15 protein-coding genes are annotated in these 18782 nt (G+C 32.2%); all 15 read left to right on the top strand.

All coding sequences use genetic code 11. From position 1 onward, the window contains the following. Window positions 1-4938, top strand: a 4938-nt coding sequence (locus tag AC2LE6_RS01565; RefSeq protein WP_484477480.1) for a beta strand repeat-containing protein, incomplete at its 5' end; no start/stop codon positions are given. A gap of 14 nt (window positions 4939-4952) precedes the next feature. Next, complete coding sequence (locus AC2LE6_RS01560; protein WP_484477479.1) at window positions 4953-5810, top strand: hypothetical protein; 858 nt, start codon at window positions 4953-4955, stop codon at window positions 5808-5810. Beyond that, a complete protein-coding gene (locus tag AC2LE6_RS01555; RefSeq protein WP_484477478.1) occupies window positions 5807-6670 on the top strand; it encodes a hypothetical protein in 864 nt (287 codons plus the stop codon). Before AC2LE6_RS01560 ends, AC2LE6_RS01555 begins: the two co-directional genes overlap by 4 nt. Beyond that, window positions 6660-7118, top strand: coding sequence for a ribosomal protein S18-alanine N-acetyltransferase (gene rimI / locus AC2LE6_RS01550; RefSeq protein ID WP_484477477.1), 459 nt, complete (start codon window positions 6660-6662; stop codon window positions 7116-7118). The genes AC2LE6_RS01555 and rimI overlap by 11 nt, the downstream gene beginning before the upstream one ends. Further along, the gene (gene tsaD / locus AC2LE6_RS01545; protein ID WP_484477476.1) at window positions 7115-8107 is read left to right on the top strand and encodes a tRNA (adenosine(37)-N6)-threonylcarbamoyltransferase complex transferase subunit TsaD; all 993 of its coding nucleotides are present in this window, start codon (window positions 7115-7117) and stop codon (window positions 8105-8107) included. Before rimI ends, tsaD begins: the two co-directional genes overlap by 4 nt. A 109-nt stretch (window positions 8108-8216) precedes the next feature. Continuing rightward, a complete protein-coding gene (locus AC2LE6_RS01540; RefSeq protein ID WP_484477475.1) occupies window positions 8217-10127 on the top strand; it encodes a hypothetical protein in 1911 nt (636 codons plus the stop codon). A gap of 98 nt (window positions 10128-10225) precedes the next feature. Beyond that, entirely contained in the window at window positions 10226-12556 is a 2331-nt protein-coding gene (locus tag AC2LE6_RS01535; protein ID WP_484477474.1) for a CvpA family protein, read from the top strand. 13 nt (window positions 12557-12569) lie between these two features. Next, complete coding sequence (locus AC2LE6_RS01530; protein ID WP_484477473.1) at window positions 12570-13592, top strand: hypothetical protein; 1023 nt, start codon at window positions 12570-12572, stop codon at window positions 13590-13592. Next, window positions 13592-14200, top strand: a complete 609-nt coding sequence (locus AC2LE6_RS01525; protein WP_484477472.1) for a hypothetical protein — start codon at window positions 13592-13594, stop codon at window positions 14198-14200. The genes AC2LE6_RS01530 and AC2LE6_RS01525 overlap by 1 nt, the downstream gene beginning before the upstream one ends. Before the next feature lie 144 nt (window positions 14201-14344). Next, complete coding sequence (locus AC2LE6_RS01520; RefSeq protein ID WP_484477471.1) at window positions 14345-15988, top strand: glutamine--tRNA ligase/YqeY domain fusion protein; 1644 nt, start codon at window positions 14345-14347, stop codon at window positions 15986-15988. 151 nt (window positions 15989-16139) lie between these two features. After that, entirely contained in the window at window positions 16140-16337 is a 198-nt protein-coding gene (locus AC2LE6_RS01515) for a cold-shock protein (RefSeq protein WP_484477470.1), read from the top strand. Window positions 16338-16422: 85 nt separating this feature from the next. Next, window positions 16423-17310 (top strand): DMT family transporter, encoded by an 888-nt coding sequence (locus tag AC2LE6_RS01510; RefSeq protein WP_484477469.1) that lies wholly within the window; start codon window positions 16423-16425, stop codon window positions 17308-17310. 34 nt (window positions 17311-17344) lie between these two features. After that, window positions 17345-17962 carry a TetR/AcrR family transcriptional regulator gene (locus AC2LE6_RS01505; protein ID WP_484477468.1) on the top strand — a complete coding sequence of 206 codons (618 nt, stop codon included), beginning with the start codon at window positions 17345-17347 and terminating at the stop codon, window positions 17960-17962. After that, the gene (locus tag AC2LE6_RS01500; RefSeq protein ID WP_484477467.1) at window positions 17955-18266 is read left to right on the top strand and encodes an MGMT family protein; all 312 of its coding nucleotides are present in this window, start codon (window positions 17955-17957) and stop codon (window positions 18264-18266) included. Before AC2LE6_RS01505 ends, AC2LE6_RS01500 begins: the two co-directional genes overlap by 8 nt. A gap of 53 nt (window positions 18267-18319) precedes the next feature. Beyond that, on the top strand, window positions 18320-18782 hold a 463-nt coding region (locus tag AC2LE6_RS01495), incomplete at its 3' end, for a UvrD-helicase domain-containing protein (RefSeq protein ID WP_484477466.1).

The raw sequence follows: 18782 nt of genomic DNA, 5'->3' as shown, positions 1-18782 counted from the left end.
AATGCAACATCAATAACTGAAATTATTGATTCATTCAATAACCTAGATCCTGATACTGGTGGATATTCATTCACATTATCTGAAGGTAATATTGGATTAATAGATAATAGCTTTAATGATGGAACATTCCAAATAATTACATTATCTAATCAAACATCAACATTACCTGTAACAAGCATAACGGACTCGTTTAACAATTTAACAATAAACGCAAATAGCGGAATGCTAATTCAGGATTCGGATTTTAATAATATAGATAACAGCTTTAATGGTTCTTATTTTGTGAATCTAGGAATTGTAGAATCTGAAGTTGAAGTATTCACTAACAGCTTAGTTGGCACAACAGTAAATGATATCCTAAGTTTCCATGGAAATGATATTACTACATTGGATCTTTCAAGTATTACCACTGTAAGAAATTTAGTCTTATCACAAAATGGAATTACTTCAGTTGCATTTATAGACTCGATACCTGGACTAGAAGAGTTAAATCTATCTAATCAACTAGGAAGTGATGGATTTACATTACCTCTTACAGAGATTGATGGTATAAATAATCAACCAGACTTAGATACAGTTAACCTAACAGGTCTACCTCTAACCGCGATAGATGGATTCAAAAATACTCTTATTAGTGAGTTTGATAGACCTTTTGCAGATAACCTAAATACCAAAATACTCTCAATTACATCTGATTCATTTAGTGGATCACCAATCGACATGATTGATTTAAGCGGACACGATTTAACTGATATTGCATTTTTGGATAACTTGACAGTTCTTGATGATTTAACAATTTCTGTGGACATCGCTGATTTATCAGTGTTTGCAGGGAATGTTTTTGAAGCAACAATTACATCCTTATATATAGAGAATGTTCAAAGCATTCCAGATTTTAGTATTTTCTCAGGTTATGATGCATTAACATTTATAGGATTTGATACACCAGATACAATAATTACAAATCTTGATGGTTTAGACGGTGTAACTCAAGTGAATTTAGCGAACGACAGCAGTATTACTAGTTTTATTGGTTCTTTCAATAGCATGTCCACATTGGAACCACAATCTAATTATTTAAACAACTTCAGTAGTTTAGATACAATAACTACAAGTTTCGACATGTTTGGTTCATCATCAAGCGTTCAAATCGGTTTTAGTATAACGATTACAGATTCATTTAATCTTGTAGAAACGATTCAGATTACAAATGATAATGAACTTGTTCCACTGTTTGATACTTTGAGTTTCGATAGTGCTACATCAATAACATTTATAGATCCAAATTATAATGATTATAGTTTCTTATCAGGGTATACAACTCTAAATAGTGTCAATTTGGTAGACGTTCAAGCAAATGTCACAGGATTATCAAATAATTCAATTACCAGTTTAGATATAGCTGCAACATCTTCAGTAAGTTCTATATCTGCTGATATCGCAGCTGAAGCACAATTGAATGTGGATTATTCAGGCTTTTCAACATTAACATTGAGTTCTAATAATGAAATCTATAATTTAAACATAGCAAATGCAGATTTGATTGTTAATTCTACCAATAGTAGTCTATCATTATCTGGTTCTGCAAATGATATTACACTTAATAGCACAACCATCGTACAAGTTAATATAGTGAATGCAGATATCGTTGATTTTGTATCTAATACCAACTTATTAAATACGTTTACAGATACAAATACACAATCAAGTATGAATTCTTTAGAATTAAATACTGTTCAGGCAAATGTAGATTTATCTACAAGAGCAGATCAGGTAGATTTATACAACAATTCATTATTAACAATGAATACTCTTAATGTGGAAAACACAATAGAGATACATACAACATCAACTTCATTGCAGTTAATAGCAGAAGTTGGAGAATTAGTTTTATTAAACGACACATTAGTTTCTCTAACAATAACAGGAACTGGATCGGTAGATTCGATAACAGTTGATTCTGATGTATTTAATAATTTGAATATAACAAGTGATGAAAATGATGTTGACGAAGTTGAAATTACTACGTTAGTTAGCGATTTGTTCTTCGCATCTTTTAATACTACATTGTTAAATGTAAACGGTGTAAATGTAAATACACTGTTCGCAGCAGCCCCATCAGCTGATGTTACTCTACTAGGAAATCAAACAGTAATTACGTTTGAAGGTTCAGTGGACACATTAAACCTAAATAATGCAAACTTGCATGAATTATATGCAATTACAGGATCATTTGTTAATGGTACATTAACTACAACCTCTACAAGTTTAAACACAGTAGATCTAGTAGACGCTTCTATAAATACATTAGATTTTAATACAAATGTTGGAACCATTAATGTAACTGGTTCTAATATTGATGATATAGCTCTAGACGCAACAAATGCTACTACGGTTACTCTCGACACAACTTCATCAGATGTTGTTTTGACAACAGGAGCAGCTTCAATTAGTCTGACAGTAGATGCAGTTTCATTAGTTGTGGATAGTCCAACAACAAATGTTGTAGGAATTAATGTATCAAATACATTGAACACTTTAGATTTAAATTCAATAACTAATCTAACGGATTTAAACGCTATTGGTACAATAAGTAATACTATAATTGGTACTACATCTTCAACATTAAACATTACCTCAACAAATTCTATTTCAACGGTTGTTAATTCCAATTTAATAACATCATTAACAGCTGATGTAGGAGTTGGAAATAACCTAGATTTTACTAGTACTAATATTGGAATAGTAACATTTGATGTTGTCGCAGATACATTTAATTCAAGTATTGCAGCATCTACAGCGTTTTTCTCTAATTCTTCTGACATTGAAAGTCTTGATATGAATAACAGTACCGTAGAAAACATGATATTTGGTAGTGCAGATATAGAGTCATTGATTTTTGAAAATACAACAACAAATACACTTTCTATTAATGGTAGTAACATAGCTGCAACAACAATAGATGGTGGATTTAGTGATTTGGTATTAACACTAGGTACAAGTGTCACAGAAATAGCATCAACGAACATTTCACCTGTCTCAGTAACAACTGATCTTGGTAGTTTCAGTTATAACGGAGCTGCAGACGTTGAGATCATTGATGGTAACTTAAATAACTTGATAGTTAACAACGCAGGAGACGAGGTTGTTGTAACAGGATCTTCAGCTACACTAGCTGTAGATGGTTCAGCAGGACTTCTCCAAATAACATCAAGTACATTATCCAGTTTAACAATTGGAAACAGTGGAAGTATCACTGATATTGAACTATATGAAGTATCTATTTCAAATCTAGTCTTAAATAATCAAACAACTAACTTAATGGTTAATAGTCTGAATATCACAGGATTGGACATTACAAGTGGGACATCACTTATAAATGTAGACTTGGATATCTCGAACTTAAATGCCTTTAGTTTAGATAAACCAACCGCAGTTGTTGGAATCATAACATCTGCGACAACACTTGATGTTGATGGAACAATGGATACCTTAGATATTAATGGGGACAATTTAACTAATATTGATTTAAACAATCTAGTTTATAATGGATTAAGTACTCAAACAAACAATCTTGGAGCACTTAATACCTATGATATAGCACCATTAAGCGAAGTTGTCATTAATTCATTGCAGCCTATATTTACTTTAGACACTATATCAGAAACAGTAACATTGAACGTACCAACAAGTGCAAATGTGTTTATTAATTCAACATCGGATCAAAGTTTAGAAATTACTACTTTGGGTGATGAAGTAACTGTCAACTCAGCAATTACAGACTTCAGAATCACTGGAGAAAACATCGAAAGAGTAAATGGAATATTTGATAGGTTTACTTTAATAGGACCAACTGTAAAAAATGTTCTTACAATTGATGTTGCAGGTAATCACATTTCTATCCTGCCAAGTTTTGAAACAATATTGATGATAGGTACTAATAATATACATACAGTAAGTGTTTCATCAGGTAACTTAGCGCTGATCGCAACAAATGATAATATCGTAAATACATTAGATATAAATGGCTCTTCAGATTTATTAACTATAGATTCTGATGCTGCAAGTATTACACACAGCTCTTATGATGTAGGGACACTTAATTTAATTGCATATGATAATACTACTTATGTGAACACAGATGCACTAATTCTAAATGCATCAAGCACTTCATTAGGCGACTTAAATGTCACACTATCTAACGAAGGAACTACTAGAGAAGTGAACTTATCTAATATTGATATTGCAAACATAATTGTAGATGGTACCGGTGTAAGTATCGTCATTGATGGTACGGTTAATAGCTGGACATTAGATGGAAATGGCCTTGTGGGAGTAACAATGAACACAATTAATATTTCTGATTTAAGTGGATTTAGTACAGTATTGGATACATTAGTTACATTAGAAATGGAGAACTTCACTGTATCAGATTTAGGAGTACTAATAGGAGAACTAGAGAACACGGGTATTACAATTACATCTGGTTTAACTAATCTCGAAGTAGACAACTTCTATTACGCTCAGAAATATGCTGAATTAGATAATGTAACTGAAAGAAACATTAGATTTGATGCAATTCATAGCCCATTAGTGGACGCAGCTTACATAGTGTTTGATACTAATATTTACCTACAGTATTTAGATGAAACTGCGTCAAGAAATGAAATAAACAATCAAGTATATCAAACAGTACAACAATACTTTGATGGATATGCAAGTTCGCTAGGATTCATTGACGAAGCGGATATGCTTGCTGATGAAACTTATACACAAACTGATATTGATGATATCAAAGCTGCAATTCAAGTAACACTTGACGATGCTGCACTTTCAATAGATTCAATTGCAATTGATGCTCAAGTAGAGCAATCAATTGTAGATGATGCAAATGATGAAACAAATAATAAAGGATTTACAGTTGTAGAAATAAGTTAACAAGGAGGTGTAATATGAAAAAACTAATACTAACACTATCATTAGTACTACTACTTAGTGGTTGTGGTATCTTTGATCGAGGGAATTATGATCAAGATAGAGCGGGTTACGTATTAAGCGGTGATTTTATCGTTAACTATCATACCAATTCAATTGGAGAAATTGATGTCTTTATGATTGATGAAGTAATGAATTTCTATCAAGCGCTAGAATACACATCATTTAATTATGATAGATTATCAGATGAAACAACGATAAACAATGTAGTTACTGAATCAGAATTAATCAGTTGTTCTATTACATCTGTCACAGAAATACCAAGATTTTTAAGAATCGAGGAAAGCACTTATTTCTTTAATATAAGAGACAATGGATATTGTTCATATGATGAATATACTTTCCATGAAAACGGCTTTACAGAAGAAATTACGTATGATCCTGAGGATGTTAGTCCTATAGAGAATATAAACGTTACAATCTTTAGTGATCCTAACTTTAATGTGAATACATTTGAGACTATTATCTTTATAGAAAATATTACATTTCATATAGGTAAAGATGAGTGGGAAAAAGAGATAGTAACAGTATTACCTATGAGTTTACGACAAGCAGGTAATATGTATGAGGACAATTCTGATTACTTTGAAGAGTTAAATATGCTGGAACTTTACATACTGGAAAATCAAAGTGTAAATCTTTTAGAACTTAGAGAAGACTATCTAGAAGAAACAGTAAACAACATATGGAGTGATGACACAATTGATCGTTTAGGCCGTGATCATGAGGTTATTAAAACAGTACGTACTAAAAAAACAGGGGACATCTTAGAGATTATCAAAGACACCCTTGCTAGATTGGGGATGTTCTCATGAGAAAGTTTAGTTTAATTCTTGTAGTTATCCTTGTATTTGGTCTAAGTGGATGTAAAAAAGATGAATCGGCATATAATTTCAAATCAAGAAAAGATGATTACTTCATTTCTTCAAATGAAAGAATCATTATTGAATACAAAACAGATGAAAACGGGCAAATGATTGAGTTAAACATTGATCGTTTATTAACAATTGAAGAAATGATTTATTATAATACTAATATTGATTATGATTTTGAGTTAGAGGGATTCACAGAAGATATTTACGAGAATGCAGGATTCCTGTGTACACAATATGAAAACTTCCGTGTACCGTCAAATATTGAAATTGGAAATACCAAATATAAATACAATCGTACTGATTGTGAATACCAAGAAGTAGATAGAGATAATGTTTATAAATCGGGTAGTTACGCTAGAAAATACAATCTAGAAGAGACTATCGCTGTATCAAAGAACATTATTATTAGTATCGTGGTATATGATGTTAATTCGACAGAAAAGTTTATTGAGATCCAAAGATTACCTCATACAGCGAAGTTGCTTGGGGTATACAGCATTCCAATTAACTCTGATAAAGATGGTTTCACATCTCTGGGTGTATTTAATTATTATAATGATATGGCTATTTATGAGCAGTTATATTTGAAACATCAGTTAAATGAAACTACAGTTGAGGAAATCAATGGGATCCCAACAGATATCAATTTATTAGATCTAAACGACATTGATTCTATCCAACCATTGATAGAGAATTTCTATACGATGTACTTAGATGAAAATGAAGCGATTATTGAATTAGAATCAGACATTGGACTATTTGTGGACGAGACAGACGGAGAAACATCTGATGAAGAATAACATTGTAATTAGAAAGATGGATATGAGTGATGTTCCTTATGTATATAAAGAAGAGTTAAAAATATTTGGTAAAAGTTTAGGTGAGGAAACCTTGTATCACGAGGTGTTACATAATAAACTATCAAAATACTTTATGGCTTTTGTTGATAACAAACGAGCAGGTTATGTAGGGAGCTGGTTGACAGTTCCAAACGCAGAGATACTCAATCTGTTTGTTAGTGAAGATTATAGAGGAAATAATATCGGAAAACTTTTAATGGGAGAAGTTATTAGAGTATGTACAGAAGAAAAAATAGAATTATTAACTTTAGAGGTTCGCCCAAGCAATAAATATGCTATAACTATGTATGAAGAATTAGGCTTTGTAGAAAGCCATAGAAGAAAAAACTATTATGCAAATAACGAAGATGCAATATTAATGGTATTAAAGATAGAGGTGATTACGTGATTGTTTTAAGTGTTGAAAGCAGTTGTGATGAAACAAGTGTAAGTATTAATAGAAATGGAACAGAGATTTTGAGTAATGTTGTTTTAAGTCAAATTGATGTTCATAAGCAATATGGAGGAGTTGTTCCTGAAATTGCTTCGAGAGAGCATATTAAAGGTGTGACAATGGTATTCGAAGAAGCTCTAAAGAATGCATCAATGACTCCAAAAGACATTGATTTGATCGCAGTAACAAAGGGACCAGGTTTGATTGGTAGTTTGTTGATTGGTGTAAATGCAGCAAAAGCATTCTCACTTGCAAACAATATTCCAATAATTGGTGTACATCATATCGCAGGGCATATTTATGCCAATGCAATAAGTGAACCTTTACAGTTTCCACTTGTGTGCTTAGTAGTAAGTGGTGGACATACAGAACTAATACTGATGAAGGAACATTATGATTTCAATAAACTCGGCGAAACAATGGATGATGCAGTTGGTGAAGCATACGATAAAGTAGCTAGAACTGTAGGTCTTGGATATCCTGGAGGTCCAGTAGTTGATCGATTAGCGGCTACAGGGAAACCAAGTTATAAAATGCCTGATATTAGTTTAGGTAATTCATACGAATTTAGTTTTAGCGGTATTAAGTCACACGTAATTAATTTAGTACATAACTTGAAACAACGAAACGAAGAATTAGTAATAGAAGATCTATGTGCAAGTTTCCAAGAAACAGTAACAGATGTATTAATTAACAAAAGTATAAAAGCAATAAACGAGTTCAATGCAAAGATGTTTATTATAGCTGGTGGAGTTGCAGCAAATAAAGGTCTTCGTAAAAAGATATCGGAACGCATTACAAATGTAAAAGTAGTAGTTCCAGAGTTTAAGTACTGTACTGATAACGCTGCAATGATAGGGGTTGCGGGTTATTATCAATATCAGAAAGAACAAACCGTAGATGATATGAGCTTGAACGGAAGTTCACGATTAAATTTGAAATAAAACTGTATATGGCAACAGTTCACGAAATTTCAATCGCAAATTCATAAGATTTACACATAAATTCTATATAATTGGGTTAAGAACGAAGAAACATTGAGGAGAGATATCTATGAGAAAATTATTTATGGCAATTTTTATTCCCATCTTAGTATTAGCGGGAACCCCTGCTATCCTAGCAGTGATTATGTATGATGGTGCCGGTTATGAAGAAATGCCGAATCATTTATATACAGAAGATGCAGATGCAGAAAAAATGATATACCAAGAATTATCTGATTCATTAGATGAATTAGAAAGCGGAGTTAATGATGACTTAGAGTTTAACGTACACGAAGACATTATTAATGTTGCTATATACCAAGCAATGAAAGAACAAAATCCACAATACGCACCTAGTGACGATTGTGAAACACCTGAAGCATGTTATTTCATGTTTACAGACTTACCAATCCAAGAAGGTTCACAATTGAGAATCGTTGGTGCTTGGGTAGAATTTGAACAAAATAAATTCATCATGAATGTATTTATCGATGTTCAAATAACTGAAAGTATCGCTTACAAAACTGTAATCGAAACTCATTTCAAACTTGAAGATCACCCTGGACAAGGGAAATATACTTTACAGTTTGAAAAAATTAAAGTTGGGAATTTACCAATTCCTTCTGGTCTAATCTCTACAATCTTAAACGCAGTTGAAAGCAACTTCGATGGATTTGAGTTAGACATGTTAGATGATTTACCATTTGGAGAATTCGATTTGGATTCATTCACATACACTATTGAGAAACAAGAAATAGTTGATATGATTGGTGAAACTGATGACGATGTAGAGCCAACAGACGATATATTGATGCTTCAAGAAATCGCAAGTATCGTATTCGAACAAGGCTTATTAGAATTTGATTTAGTAGATGAAGAGTTAATCTTAGCTGCTAGAATTTCAAAATTCGCAAGTGATGATGTAAATGAGATCCCTGATTACTTATATGACTTACACGTAATCACAGGATATAATGAAGATAATACTCCAATTTATGGAGAATATGATCCAAACGCATTCGATCCAGTAGCTTATATGCAAAACGTATTCACTGAATTCGTATTCAATAACGCATTATTAGGTGGAGGATTCGAGATTACTGATGAATTATTCAATAAAGTAATTTATTCAGGTGCAGAAGGATTTGCAGAAATGACACAAGTTCAAGAACTTGAATTACCAGATGGTACAGTTAGAGAAATCGAAGTTGGATTACAAGCTGTATGGTTTACAATTGAAGAAGATGCGATTTATGCAAATGCATTATTCAAATTAGATTCAACTATGTCATTGATGAAATTAAAAGCAACTAAAGTAGAAGAAGCATCAACAGATACAGAATTAGTATTCGACTTCACAGAATTAAGTTTTGGTGCTGACGCTGGCGAAACTGCTATCGATTATGTATCAGTTACTAATTTAGAAGTATTTGAATCTTACTTAGTTGGAATCGAAGATATTGAATTTGGTTCAATCGAAGAAACTGTAAACGGTGTTTACTTAACATTAAGTGCTGATGCATTAAGCGCAGTGTTAACTGAAGGAACTGAAGAAGAAACAGTTGCAATTAACGGAATAAGCTTAGTACATGGAGCTATCGTATTAGACGTAGTAGCTGCAAATGCTGAATTACAAGCTGCATTAGAAGATCTTCAAGACGCTATAAATACAGTATTAGAAGATGAACAGTTAATTACAAACTTAAATGATGCTTTAAATCCAGATAACGATAATGAAGAAGCAGCAGAAGTAATCGCTGCATTAGATGATATCCAAACGATCTTAACTGATCCTGAAGATGAAATCGAACCTGAAGATTTAGAAGTGTTATTCGATGAATTCGAAGATTTAAACGCTGAAGAGCAAGAAGCTTTCTTAACAGAAATTGGAGATTTAATCCCTGAAGGTGTTATGGATGACTTCGCAGCATTATTCGGAGAAGACGTTATTCCTACAACAGAAGAAATACCAAATCCTTAAGCCATAGATGTTAATATAAAAAACCCAATTATAATAGAAAAACCCTTAACCCTAAGGGTTTTTCTTGAATAATATGATTACAAAAGGGAGGATATATTATGATACCTGAAGTCCGATTTGATTTTAGTTTTGACATTGTTTTACTATTGATATTTATCTCATATCTCGTATATGGGTACTTTTCAGGTGGACACAAACAAATAAGACTATCAATTAACTTAATTATCCCCTTTATGATCATATATTACCTAGGAAGACAGATAACCTCATATCTGTATATTCCTTTATCAAAAACATTCTTGTTTGAATTTATATTTGAACATTTTGACACATTCAAATATACAATCACAATGATAATAGCGTACATTATAACCTATCTATTTATATTTATAGGTATTTTCGTATTCTCTATATATGCAAGAAGACATATATTAAATGAGAACATGAGAGCGAAACTAGGTAAGAAAAACAACTACTTAGGAGCAGTTGTTGCTTTCTTAAATGGATATGTTCTAATATACTTTATTATTCTACCTGTATTTGCGATGAACCTTGTTGATAGTGGAGACTTTGTTACAACATTTGTACTAGAGCACCCGCCACCATTCTCAAGAATTGCAAGAACAGCAGAAAAAGCAGTACCAGTAAAAGACTTGGCTGCAAAAGCTGAAGCGTTTCAGCATTTACTTACAGTTGATGGAGTTGAAGGATACTACAACGAAGCGATTTATGATTATCAACAACAATATATTGGTACAAACGATTCATATGAAACAGATTTTATGACAAATATATATCCAGAACTAACAATAGAAGCAAGAACATTAATAGAAAGTAACTACAATGATTATTTTGGGGAAACATTATCTCAATCTAATTACGTAGGTGTTTCTAGGGTTCTTGTAACAGAGTACTTCACAGGGGATTATATCTACCAAGAAATGATTAACTTAGAAAATGATTTTGATGAAGTATTACAACAACACAATGTGATTATAAGAGCGTACGAGAACTCTCTGGTCCAATATGAAGCTGATTTAGAATATTATGCTTATCAAATCGAATTAGAGTCTTACGAGGCAGATTTAGAAGACTATGTTACTGCTCTTAATTTGTATTTAGATGAAAAAATTAGTTCAGTCCTTAATCTTACTGATCTACCTGATCCATTCTCTGGGGTTAAACCTGAGTTTGAGGAAGACAAGCCAAGCGGATTTAAAAAGGATGAAGTGACAGAACCACCAGTTCTTCCAATCAAATCGCCAGAAGTAATCGCAAGTGAAGCTTTTGTTGATGATTATGGTGACAAAGAGGATGTTACATCAGAACTGAACACCTTAGGAAAAGACTTCAAAGATCACTTAGGATTATTAATGTGGTATGTAGATGAAATGGATAGAACTATGGCTAGCGATGCAGGTGGATCTGACATCAGCGTAGCGATTAATAGCTTTAAATCTTATTATCCAACTATTATTGAGAACATTAATGATGATGAGTTGAAAGATACTCTGTACTTAGCTCAAATGAGTATAAGAAGTTATGATGTATTTAATGATTGGTTAGACTGTACATTAAGCAATATAGATGATGTACCTCTAGACGAACTAGAGTTACCTGCAAATAGATGTTCAGAACTCAATTATGAAGAAGATAAAAGTTATGACTTTACAGACAATGCATTAGACATAGTATCAACACTATTTGATGGTGAGAGCGTATCGTGGATAATCGTGCAATATAAGTATGATTATGAAGCTGGATTATTTGATGATGCATTTGATGGTTTCCCACAAGTACAAGAAGTATTAGTAAGTACTAAAGGGTTAGTTGATGATTATGACTTATATTATAAAGATATAGCAGCAAGTATAGATGGAAATGTATCTATGATTGTTAAAATAGGTATTAGTGTAATGAAATACAATTTAGATGTATACGGAACCTTAAGAGATACACCATTATTAGGGGCGTTCGTAAGCGATTTATCTAGAATGTGTAGTTCATCAAACTCTGTAAAATCAGACTTCAACCGAAACGTTGAGTATTGTCAAAAATCAGAAGGTGAAGGCGGAGTTATTCAAGAATTATTTAATATGCAGTATCTAACTGCAGAGGTCTTGTTTAAAGCTTATATCATGATAGATGATGAGAATGAACCTATAATCTATGATTCAGAAAAAATGGAAGAGTTTTTATCAAATGTTAATGACTCTGTTGAGAGTAATGTATTTACTGTAGAAGTAATATCAATATGGGGAGATCAATTCGCGTTTAATATAATTGAAGGAACCGAAAACTATACATTATTAGAACAAATGTATGATGATGGGCAGATTACCATTGATGCAATGAGAATCTTGGCCAATGATGAATATGATTTATTTAGTAGTGAATTTAGCCAACGAGTTAGAAGTATGATTCGTTAGAAAGGAGTATTCTATGAAAAAAAGTGAAGAATTAATGTTGTTATTGGAACTGAATGGTTTTGATATTACGAAGTTTAAACTTAAAAAACAATTAGAATATGAGAAAACTGGGAATATTGATTTGTATAAACACAAAAAATTCTCTGATTTAGTTATGTCTCATTATCTTTTCCAAGAGCAAAAAGATCATTTTCATAGAAACCCCTTAACATATAAACAAGACTGGGGTGATAAAGTAGACAGTATAGATCAGTTTTACTTTAGACACACAGAATTGGATACTGAGATGACTCTGCAGGAGTTCATTCAATTAGAATCATTTAACCAAGTACAAAAAGAGAGTATTTTATATGATATCTTAGATGGTTGGGTGGAAGAATATCGTGAGTCATCTATTACCCAAATGGAACATTTAAAGAATATGATCAAAATGTTGCCGAAAAAATCAAAAAGATATAAAAAACCCTCTAAATTTGCATTTCTACTGGGATTAATTATGCTGTTGATGTTGGCATTTGTCTTTGAGAACCCTGCTTCAATTGAAGGATTTCCTATTATAGGTAAACTTCTATTTGGAGGGGTGAATGATTTATTAATAGAAAGAGACTTGTTTAGTTTCTTTGGGGCATCAGTAGCTGTTTTAACAACTATATATGTTGTCTTCAATAACTTCTTCGGAAGATTCATTAAAGACGTTAGAGGAGAAAAAAACAAACATGCAGATCGCACTTTTGCAAAGTGGGAAGAAGATTTAGAGAAAACTAGATTGAAGCAATCAGGATTACTAGAAGATTATGTAGATCAAGTAATCAAAAATCCAAAGAAAACATCATTTGAACTACAAAATTTGATTGGTCCAGAGTTATTGATAGCAAAATTTAAAAACTATGTAATAATGGTTCAATGGAAATATGATTTTATGACGAAATATTATAGTAGATTTATGAAAATACTAAGAATTCTGTTTATTTTTGTATTCCTTTCTAATATAGCATTTTATGTATTTGGAATAGCATTGAAAGGAGGATGGTTTTAATGGCTAGACGTGGTAAAAGAAAAAGAGAATCAGAAGAACCTGAAGTTGTTGAAGAAATTGAAAGTACAACAACTGAAGAGATAGAAGGAACTGTCGTTTCCGATATAGAACCAACCAATTTTGATGATTATCAACCTAACATAGGTGAATTTTTCGAACAAAAAGATGAAAAACCAGAAGAAGTAATCATATTTGAAGAAGAACAAGATGAAACTGATTTTGAAGAAGTAATCGAAGAAGTAAAAGAGGAAACTGCAAAACCAGCCCTAAATGATTTCTTTGAGCAAGATAAAAAGAAATCAGATAAACTAAAGAAAAAACCAGAAAAAGAACCTAAAGAAAAAAGGAAAAGCAAAAGACAATTAAAGAAAGAACGTGACTACGAAGCGATTAAGGATAAGAAAATCTTTAAGTACAAAGGGAAGAAATATACAAAAGTAGAAGATTTTATTAAATACCTTAACGATCACTTTCTTGATTTGGAGAAAATATCAGAGGAAGTCTTAGAAGATGAAAACTTCTTAGGATGGGTATCAAAAAGAAGTGGAACATTTGCAGAAAGCATTAAAACATTTAAGCAAATAAAAGAAGAAATCGAGAATAAATAAATCTCGATTTCTTATTGCTTTAAATTATGTTAATATATATAATATAATGAATTATAACAAGAGGTGATTATTATGAAATATCAGCAGAAGGCCCTGATTAAAGTATAAATGAATTTGAACCAAAAATTGAAAGGGTGAATAAAAATGGAAATTAATCATTTTATAAATACTATTATCGAAGAAGATATTAAAACAGGAAAACACAAAAAAGCAATAACACGTTTTCCACCAGAGCCAAGTGGGTTACTTCACTTAGGACATGCAAGAGCAATCATTACAAATTACACAATGGCAAAAAATCATGGTGGATACTTCAATTTAAGATTTGATGACACAAACCCTGTTAAAGAGGATATTGCTTTTGTTGAAGGAATTAGGAAAGATATTGAATGGTTAGGTTGTCACTGGGAGAATCTATTATTCGCAAGCGATTATTTTAACGAAATGTATGAAAGAGCACTATTATTAGTTCGTAATGGAAAAGCGTATGTTGATGATTTAAGTGCAGAAGAAATCAATGAGTATCGTGGAGATTTCACTACACCAGGAAAACCTTCTCCATATAGAGATAGATCAGTTGAAGAGAACGAAGAACTATTTATCGGAATGAAAGAAGGAAAATTCGAAGATGGACGTAGAGTATTAAGAGCTAAGATAGATGTTACAAGTCCTAATATGAATATGAGAGATCCTATTATATATAGAATACAAAGAGCACATCACCATAACACGGGTGATGATTGGTGCATTTACCCTATGTATGATTTTGCACATCCTATAGAGGATGCAATCGAAGGAATCACTCATAGTCTTTGCAGTTTAGAGTTTGAAGATCACAGACCGCTTTATGACTGGGTAGTAGAGCATTGCGAAATGCCTGAAGTTCCAAGACAAATCGAGTTTGGAAAACTAAAAATTGCAGGTGCAGTAAGCGGTAAACGATACATCAAGCAACTTGTTGATGCAAAAGTAGTTATGGGATGGGACGATCCTAGATTAATCACTTTAAGTGGATTAAGAAGAAGAGGAGTACCTCCTCAATCAATTCATGAATTTATTGTTTCACTAGGATTGCCTAAAAGCCAAGGTGAAACTGAATTAGATATGCTTTACACTGTAGTAAGAGATCATTTAAAATTAGAATCACCAAGAGTGAATGCAGTTTTAGACCCTCTTAAGTTAGTGATTACTAATTACCCAGAAGGCGAAGTAGAGTATTTAGATGCCGAAAATAACAGAGAAAACGAAGAACTTGGTTCAAGGAAAATACCGTTTAGTAGAGAAGTATACATTGAACGAGAAGACTTCATAGAAGTGAAACCAAATAAAAAGTGGAAAAGATTAGCTTTAGATATAGAAGTTAGATTAATGCATGCATATTTTGTTAAAGCGAACAGTATAATTAAAGATAAGGATGGTAATATAACAGAAGTACATTGTACTTATGATGAAAACACCAAATCTGGATCTGGATTTACTGACAGAAAACCTAACGGGAATATACACTATGTAGATGGTACAATTAATAAAAAAGCAGAGTTTAGATTGTTTGATGATTTAGTTCTAGACTTTGAAAACAAGGATGTTCCATTTATTGAAAAAATCAATCCAGACTCATTAATAATTAAAAATGGGTTTGTAGAAGAATCTATAAATATAGATGAAGGAAGTAAATACCAATTCACAAGAAATGGATATTACTCTGTAGATAAAGACACTACTGAAGCGCTTCCTGTCTTTAATAGAATTGTTTCACTTAGATCTTCATATAAACCAAAAGCGAAGTAAACCTTCGCTTTTCTTTTGAATTTTTTATTGAAATTATTTTGAATTGTAGTAAAATAAGACTGTTAGTTACAAATAATTTTTTTAGTGAAATAAATTTTTTATCTCCTAGAAAGTATTTATAATGAACAAATCTAATAGGAGGTAACAAATTATGACTGGTAAAGTAAAATGGTTCAATTCTGAAAAGGGTTATGGATTTATCACTACTGATGAAGGTGTAGACGTGTTTGCTCATTTCTCACAAATTCAGAAAGATGGATTTAAATCTTTAGAAGAAGGAGAAGCTGTATCTTTTGATGTTGTTGATGGTGCTAAGGGACCTCAAGCAGAAAATATCGAAGTTATTTAGTTAATCGTAAAGACTACAATTTGTAGTCTTTCTTTTTTTTATCTGATAATGTAGTATATGTAGGAGATTACTTGGAGGTACTAATATGAACATATCCGGAGAATTGATTGCACTTGGAGTTGCTTTTTGTTGGACATTTACAGTTTTAAGTTTTGAGTATGCAGGAAAGAAAGTCGGAAGCATGTCTGTGAATTATATCAGACTTGTTATAGGGATTGTTTTACTTAGCTTATTTACATTTTTGATTAGAGGTACGTTATTTCCCTTTGATGCATCGTTTGAAGCTTGGACATGGTTGAGTCTTTCAGGTTTTGTTGGTTTAGTTATTGGTGATTTATTCTTGTTTCAATCGTTTGTTGATGTAGGTGGAAGAGTAAGTATGTTGATTATGACGCTATCACCACCACTTAGTACGTTACTAAGTTATCTAATTTTGGGTGAGATGTTAAGTCCTATAGATCTACTAGGGATGACAATTACAATAAGCGGTGTTATGTTCGTAATACTTGTGAAAAGAAGTAAAGGTGAAGCATTACATCCTCATGCTGTACGAGGTGCAGTTTTTGCATTCATAGGAGCTCTAGGACAAGCCTTAGGACTTATTCTTAGTAAAAAAGGAATGGGTGATTTCAATGCGTTCGCCGCAACGCAAATTAGACTATTCGCTGCACTAATAGGGTTTACAATCATATTCTTGATAAGGAAAGAATTCAAGAATGTTAAAATAGCATTGAAGAATAAAAAAGCAATGAAAGTAATAGCAATTGGTTCTTTCTTTGGACCATTCTTAGGTGTTAGCTTGAGTTTATTAGCAATGAAGACCGCAGAAGTTGGTGTTACAGCTACTATTCAGCAGATAAATGTAATACTAATAATCCCGTTTACCGTAATCTTATTTAAAGATAAAGTAAACCTGTGGGAAGTTGTTGGAAGTTTCATAGCATTCACTGGGGTTGCATTAATGTTTTTATAGTTATATATTAATAGTATAGGAAGAGGTGAGTTTCATGGAAAAAACTAAAAAGTCTATCAAGACTAGAGAAAGAATTGTAGAAAGTACTAAGCAATGCTTTATTGAAAAAGGATACAAAGACACAACAGTAGAAATTGTAGCTGAAATGATTAATGTTGATAGAAGAACTATATATAGATATTTTCCATCAAAAGAAGCTCTTTTACTTAAAATAGCAATAGATTTGTTTGAAGAGTTTTCAGGGTTTATCACTTCGATTACTTTTCCAGAGGATATGAGTGGTATAAATAGAATTAAAACATTACTTGAGGAACAATATATGTATGCGAAAGAACATTCGGAAGTAATTCTATTGATGGGTATGATTGATTCAAACGTTGAAATGAATGAGGACAGAATGAATGATTTTAGTTTGTTATCACAATCAGGGAAAAGAATGGATGAAAATTTATCAAAAATGATTGAAATTGGAATACAAGATGGTTCAATTGTCACGGAGGATTCTCCATTAGATTTAGCAATTACAATTAATAACTCGCTACTATCACTCGCTACTAGAACAGTGATATATAATAAAGACAACATAAATTGGAAATTCATGATTTTGCAGGCAAAACTATTACTTTCAGCACTGGAGGGTAAACATGACTGATTTCACAATACAAGTCCTAGATATTATTAAGAATATACCTTTTGGTAAAGTAATGACTTATGGCCAAATAGCTGCGTATGCAGGCAGTCCAAGAGGAGCAAGGCAAGTGAGTAGAATATTACATTCCATGAGTGAGAAACACAATTTACCATGGCATCGTGTAATTAATTCTCAAGGATCAATTTCATTAACAGGAGAACCAGGATTCATTCAAGGAGAGATGTTATCTCAAGAGGGAATAACTGTTTCAAATAAAAAAATTGATTTAAAAAAACACCTTCACGAATTACAATTATTTATGTAGTAAAGCACTATCAATATGGTGCTTTTTTTGTTATAATAAAGCAAGGTGATTTTATGAATAATTTACTAGATAATTTAAACGAAAAACAGAAGGAAGCAGTCCTTCAAACCGAAGGTCCAGTAATGGCAATAGCAGGTGCTGGAAGCGGTAAAACGAGCGTTCTTACTAAAAGAATCGCTCATTTAATCAACGGTATAGGGGTAGACCCAGAAAGTATACTGGCTTTGACGTTTACAAACAAAGCAGCTAAAGAGATGAGAGATAGGATAATTGATACTCCCGAATACACTCACAATAGAGCTCCATCATGGGTTAGTACTTTCCATGCAATGTGTGTAAGGATTTTAAGAGAACATCATACAGCTATAGATTATAGAAAAAACTTTCAAATTTTAGATGATGACGACACAACCCAATTAATCAAAAGCATTTGCAAAGGGTTAGAAATTGATTCTAAGATGCACCCTGTAAAAGAAGTTAAAGGACTTGTTCAAAAATATAAGATGAAACGTATAG

This window comes from Candidatus Izemoplasma sp. (genome assembly GCF_982632705.1).
The sequence above is the reverse complement of the archived record's forward strand: the minus strand, read 5'-3'. Positions and strand labels throughout refer to the sequence as shown.

Coding starts and splice junctions, on each gene's coding strand:
- AC2LE6_RS01560 (WP_484477479.1), top strand. CDS start 4,953: ATGAAAAAACTAATACTAACACTATCATTAGTACTACTACTTAGTGGT.
- AC2LE6_RS01555 (WP_484477478.1), top strand. CDS start 5,807: ATGAGAAAGTTTAGTTTAATTCTTGTAGTTATCCTTGTATTTGGTCTA.
- rimI (WP_484477477.1), top strand. CDS start 6,660: ATGAAGAATAACATTGTAATTAGAAAGATGGATATGAGTGATGTTCCT.
- AC2LE6_RS01540 (WP_484477475.1), top strand. CDS start 8,217: ATGAGAAAATTATTTATGGCAATTTTTATTCCCATCTTAGTATTAGCG.
- AC2LE6_RS01535 (WP_484477474.1), top strand. CDS start 10,226: ATGATACCTGAAGTCCGATTTGATTTTAGTTTTGACATTGTTTTACTA.
- AC2LE6_RS01530 (WP_484477473.1), top strand. CDS start 12,570: ATGAAAAAAAGTGAAGAATTAATGTTGTTATTGGAACTGAATGGTTTT.
- AC2LE6_RS01525 (WP_484477472.1), top strand. CDS start 13,592: ATGGCTAGACGTGGTAAAAGAAAAAGAGAATCAGAAGAACCTGAAGTT.
- AC2LE6_RS01520 (WP_484477471.1), top strand. CDS start 14,345: ATGGAAATTAATCATTTTATAAATACTATTATCGAAGAAGATATTAAA.
- AC2LE6_RS01515 (WP_484477470.1), top strand. CDS start 16,140: ATGACTGGTAAAGTAAAATGGTTCAATTCTGAAAAGGGTTATGGATTT.
- AC2LE6_RS01510 (WP_484477469.1), top strand. CDS start 16,423: ATGAACATATCCGGAGAATTGATTGCACTTGGAGTTGCTTTTTGTTGG.
- AC2LE6_RS01505 (WP_484477468.1), top strand. CDS start 17,345: ATGGAAAAAACTAAAAAGTCTATCAAGACTAGAGAAAGAATTGTAGAA.
- AC2LE6_RS01500 (WP_484477467.1), top strand. CDS start 17,955: ATGACTGATTTCACAATACAAGTCCTAGATATTATTAAGAATATACCT.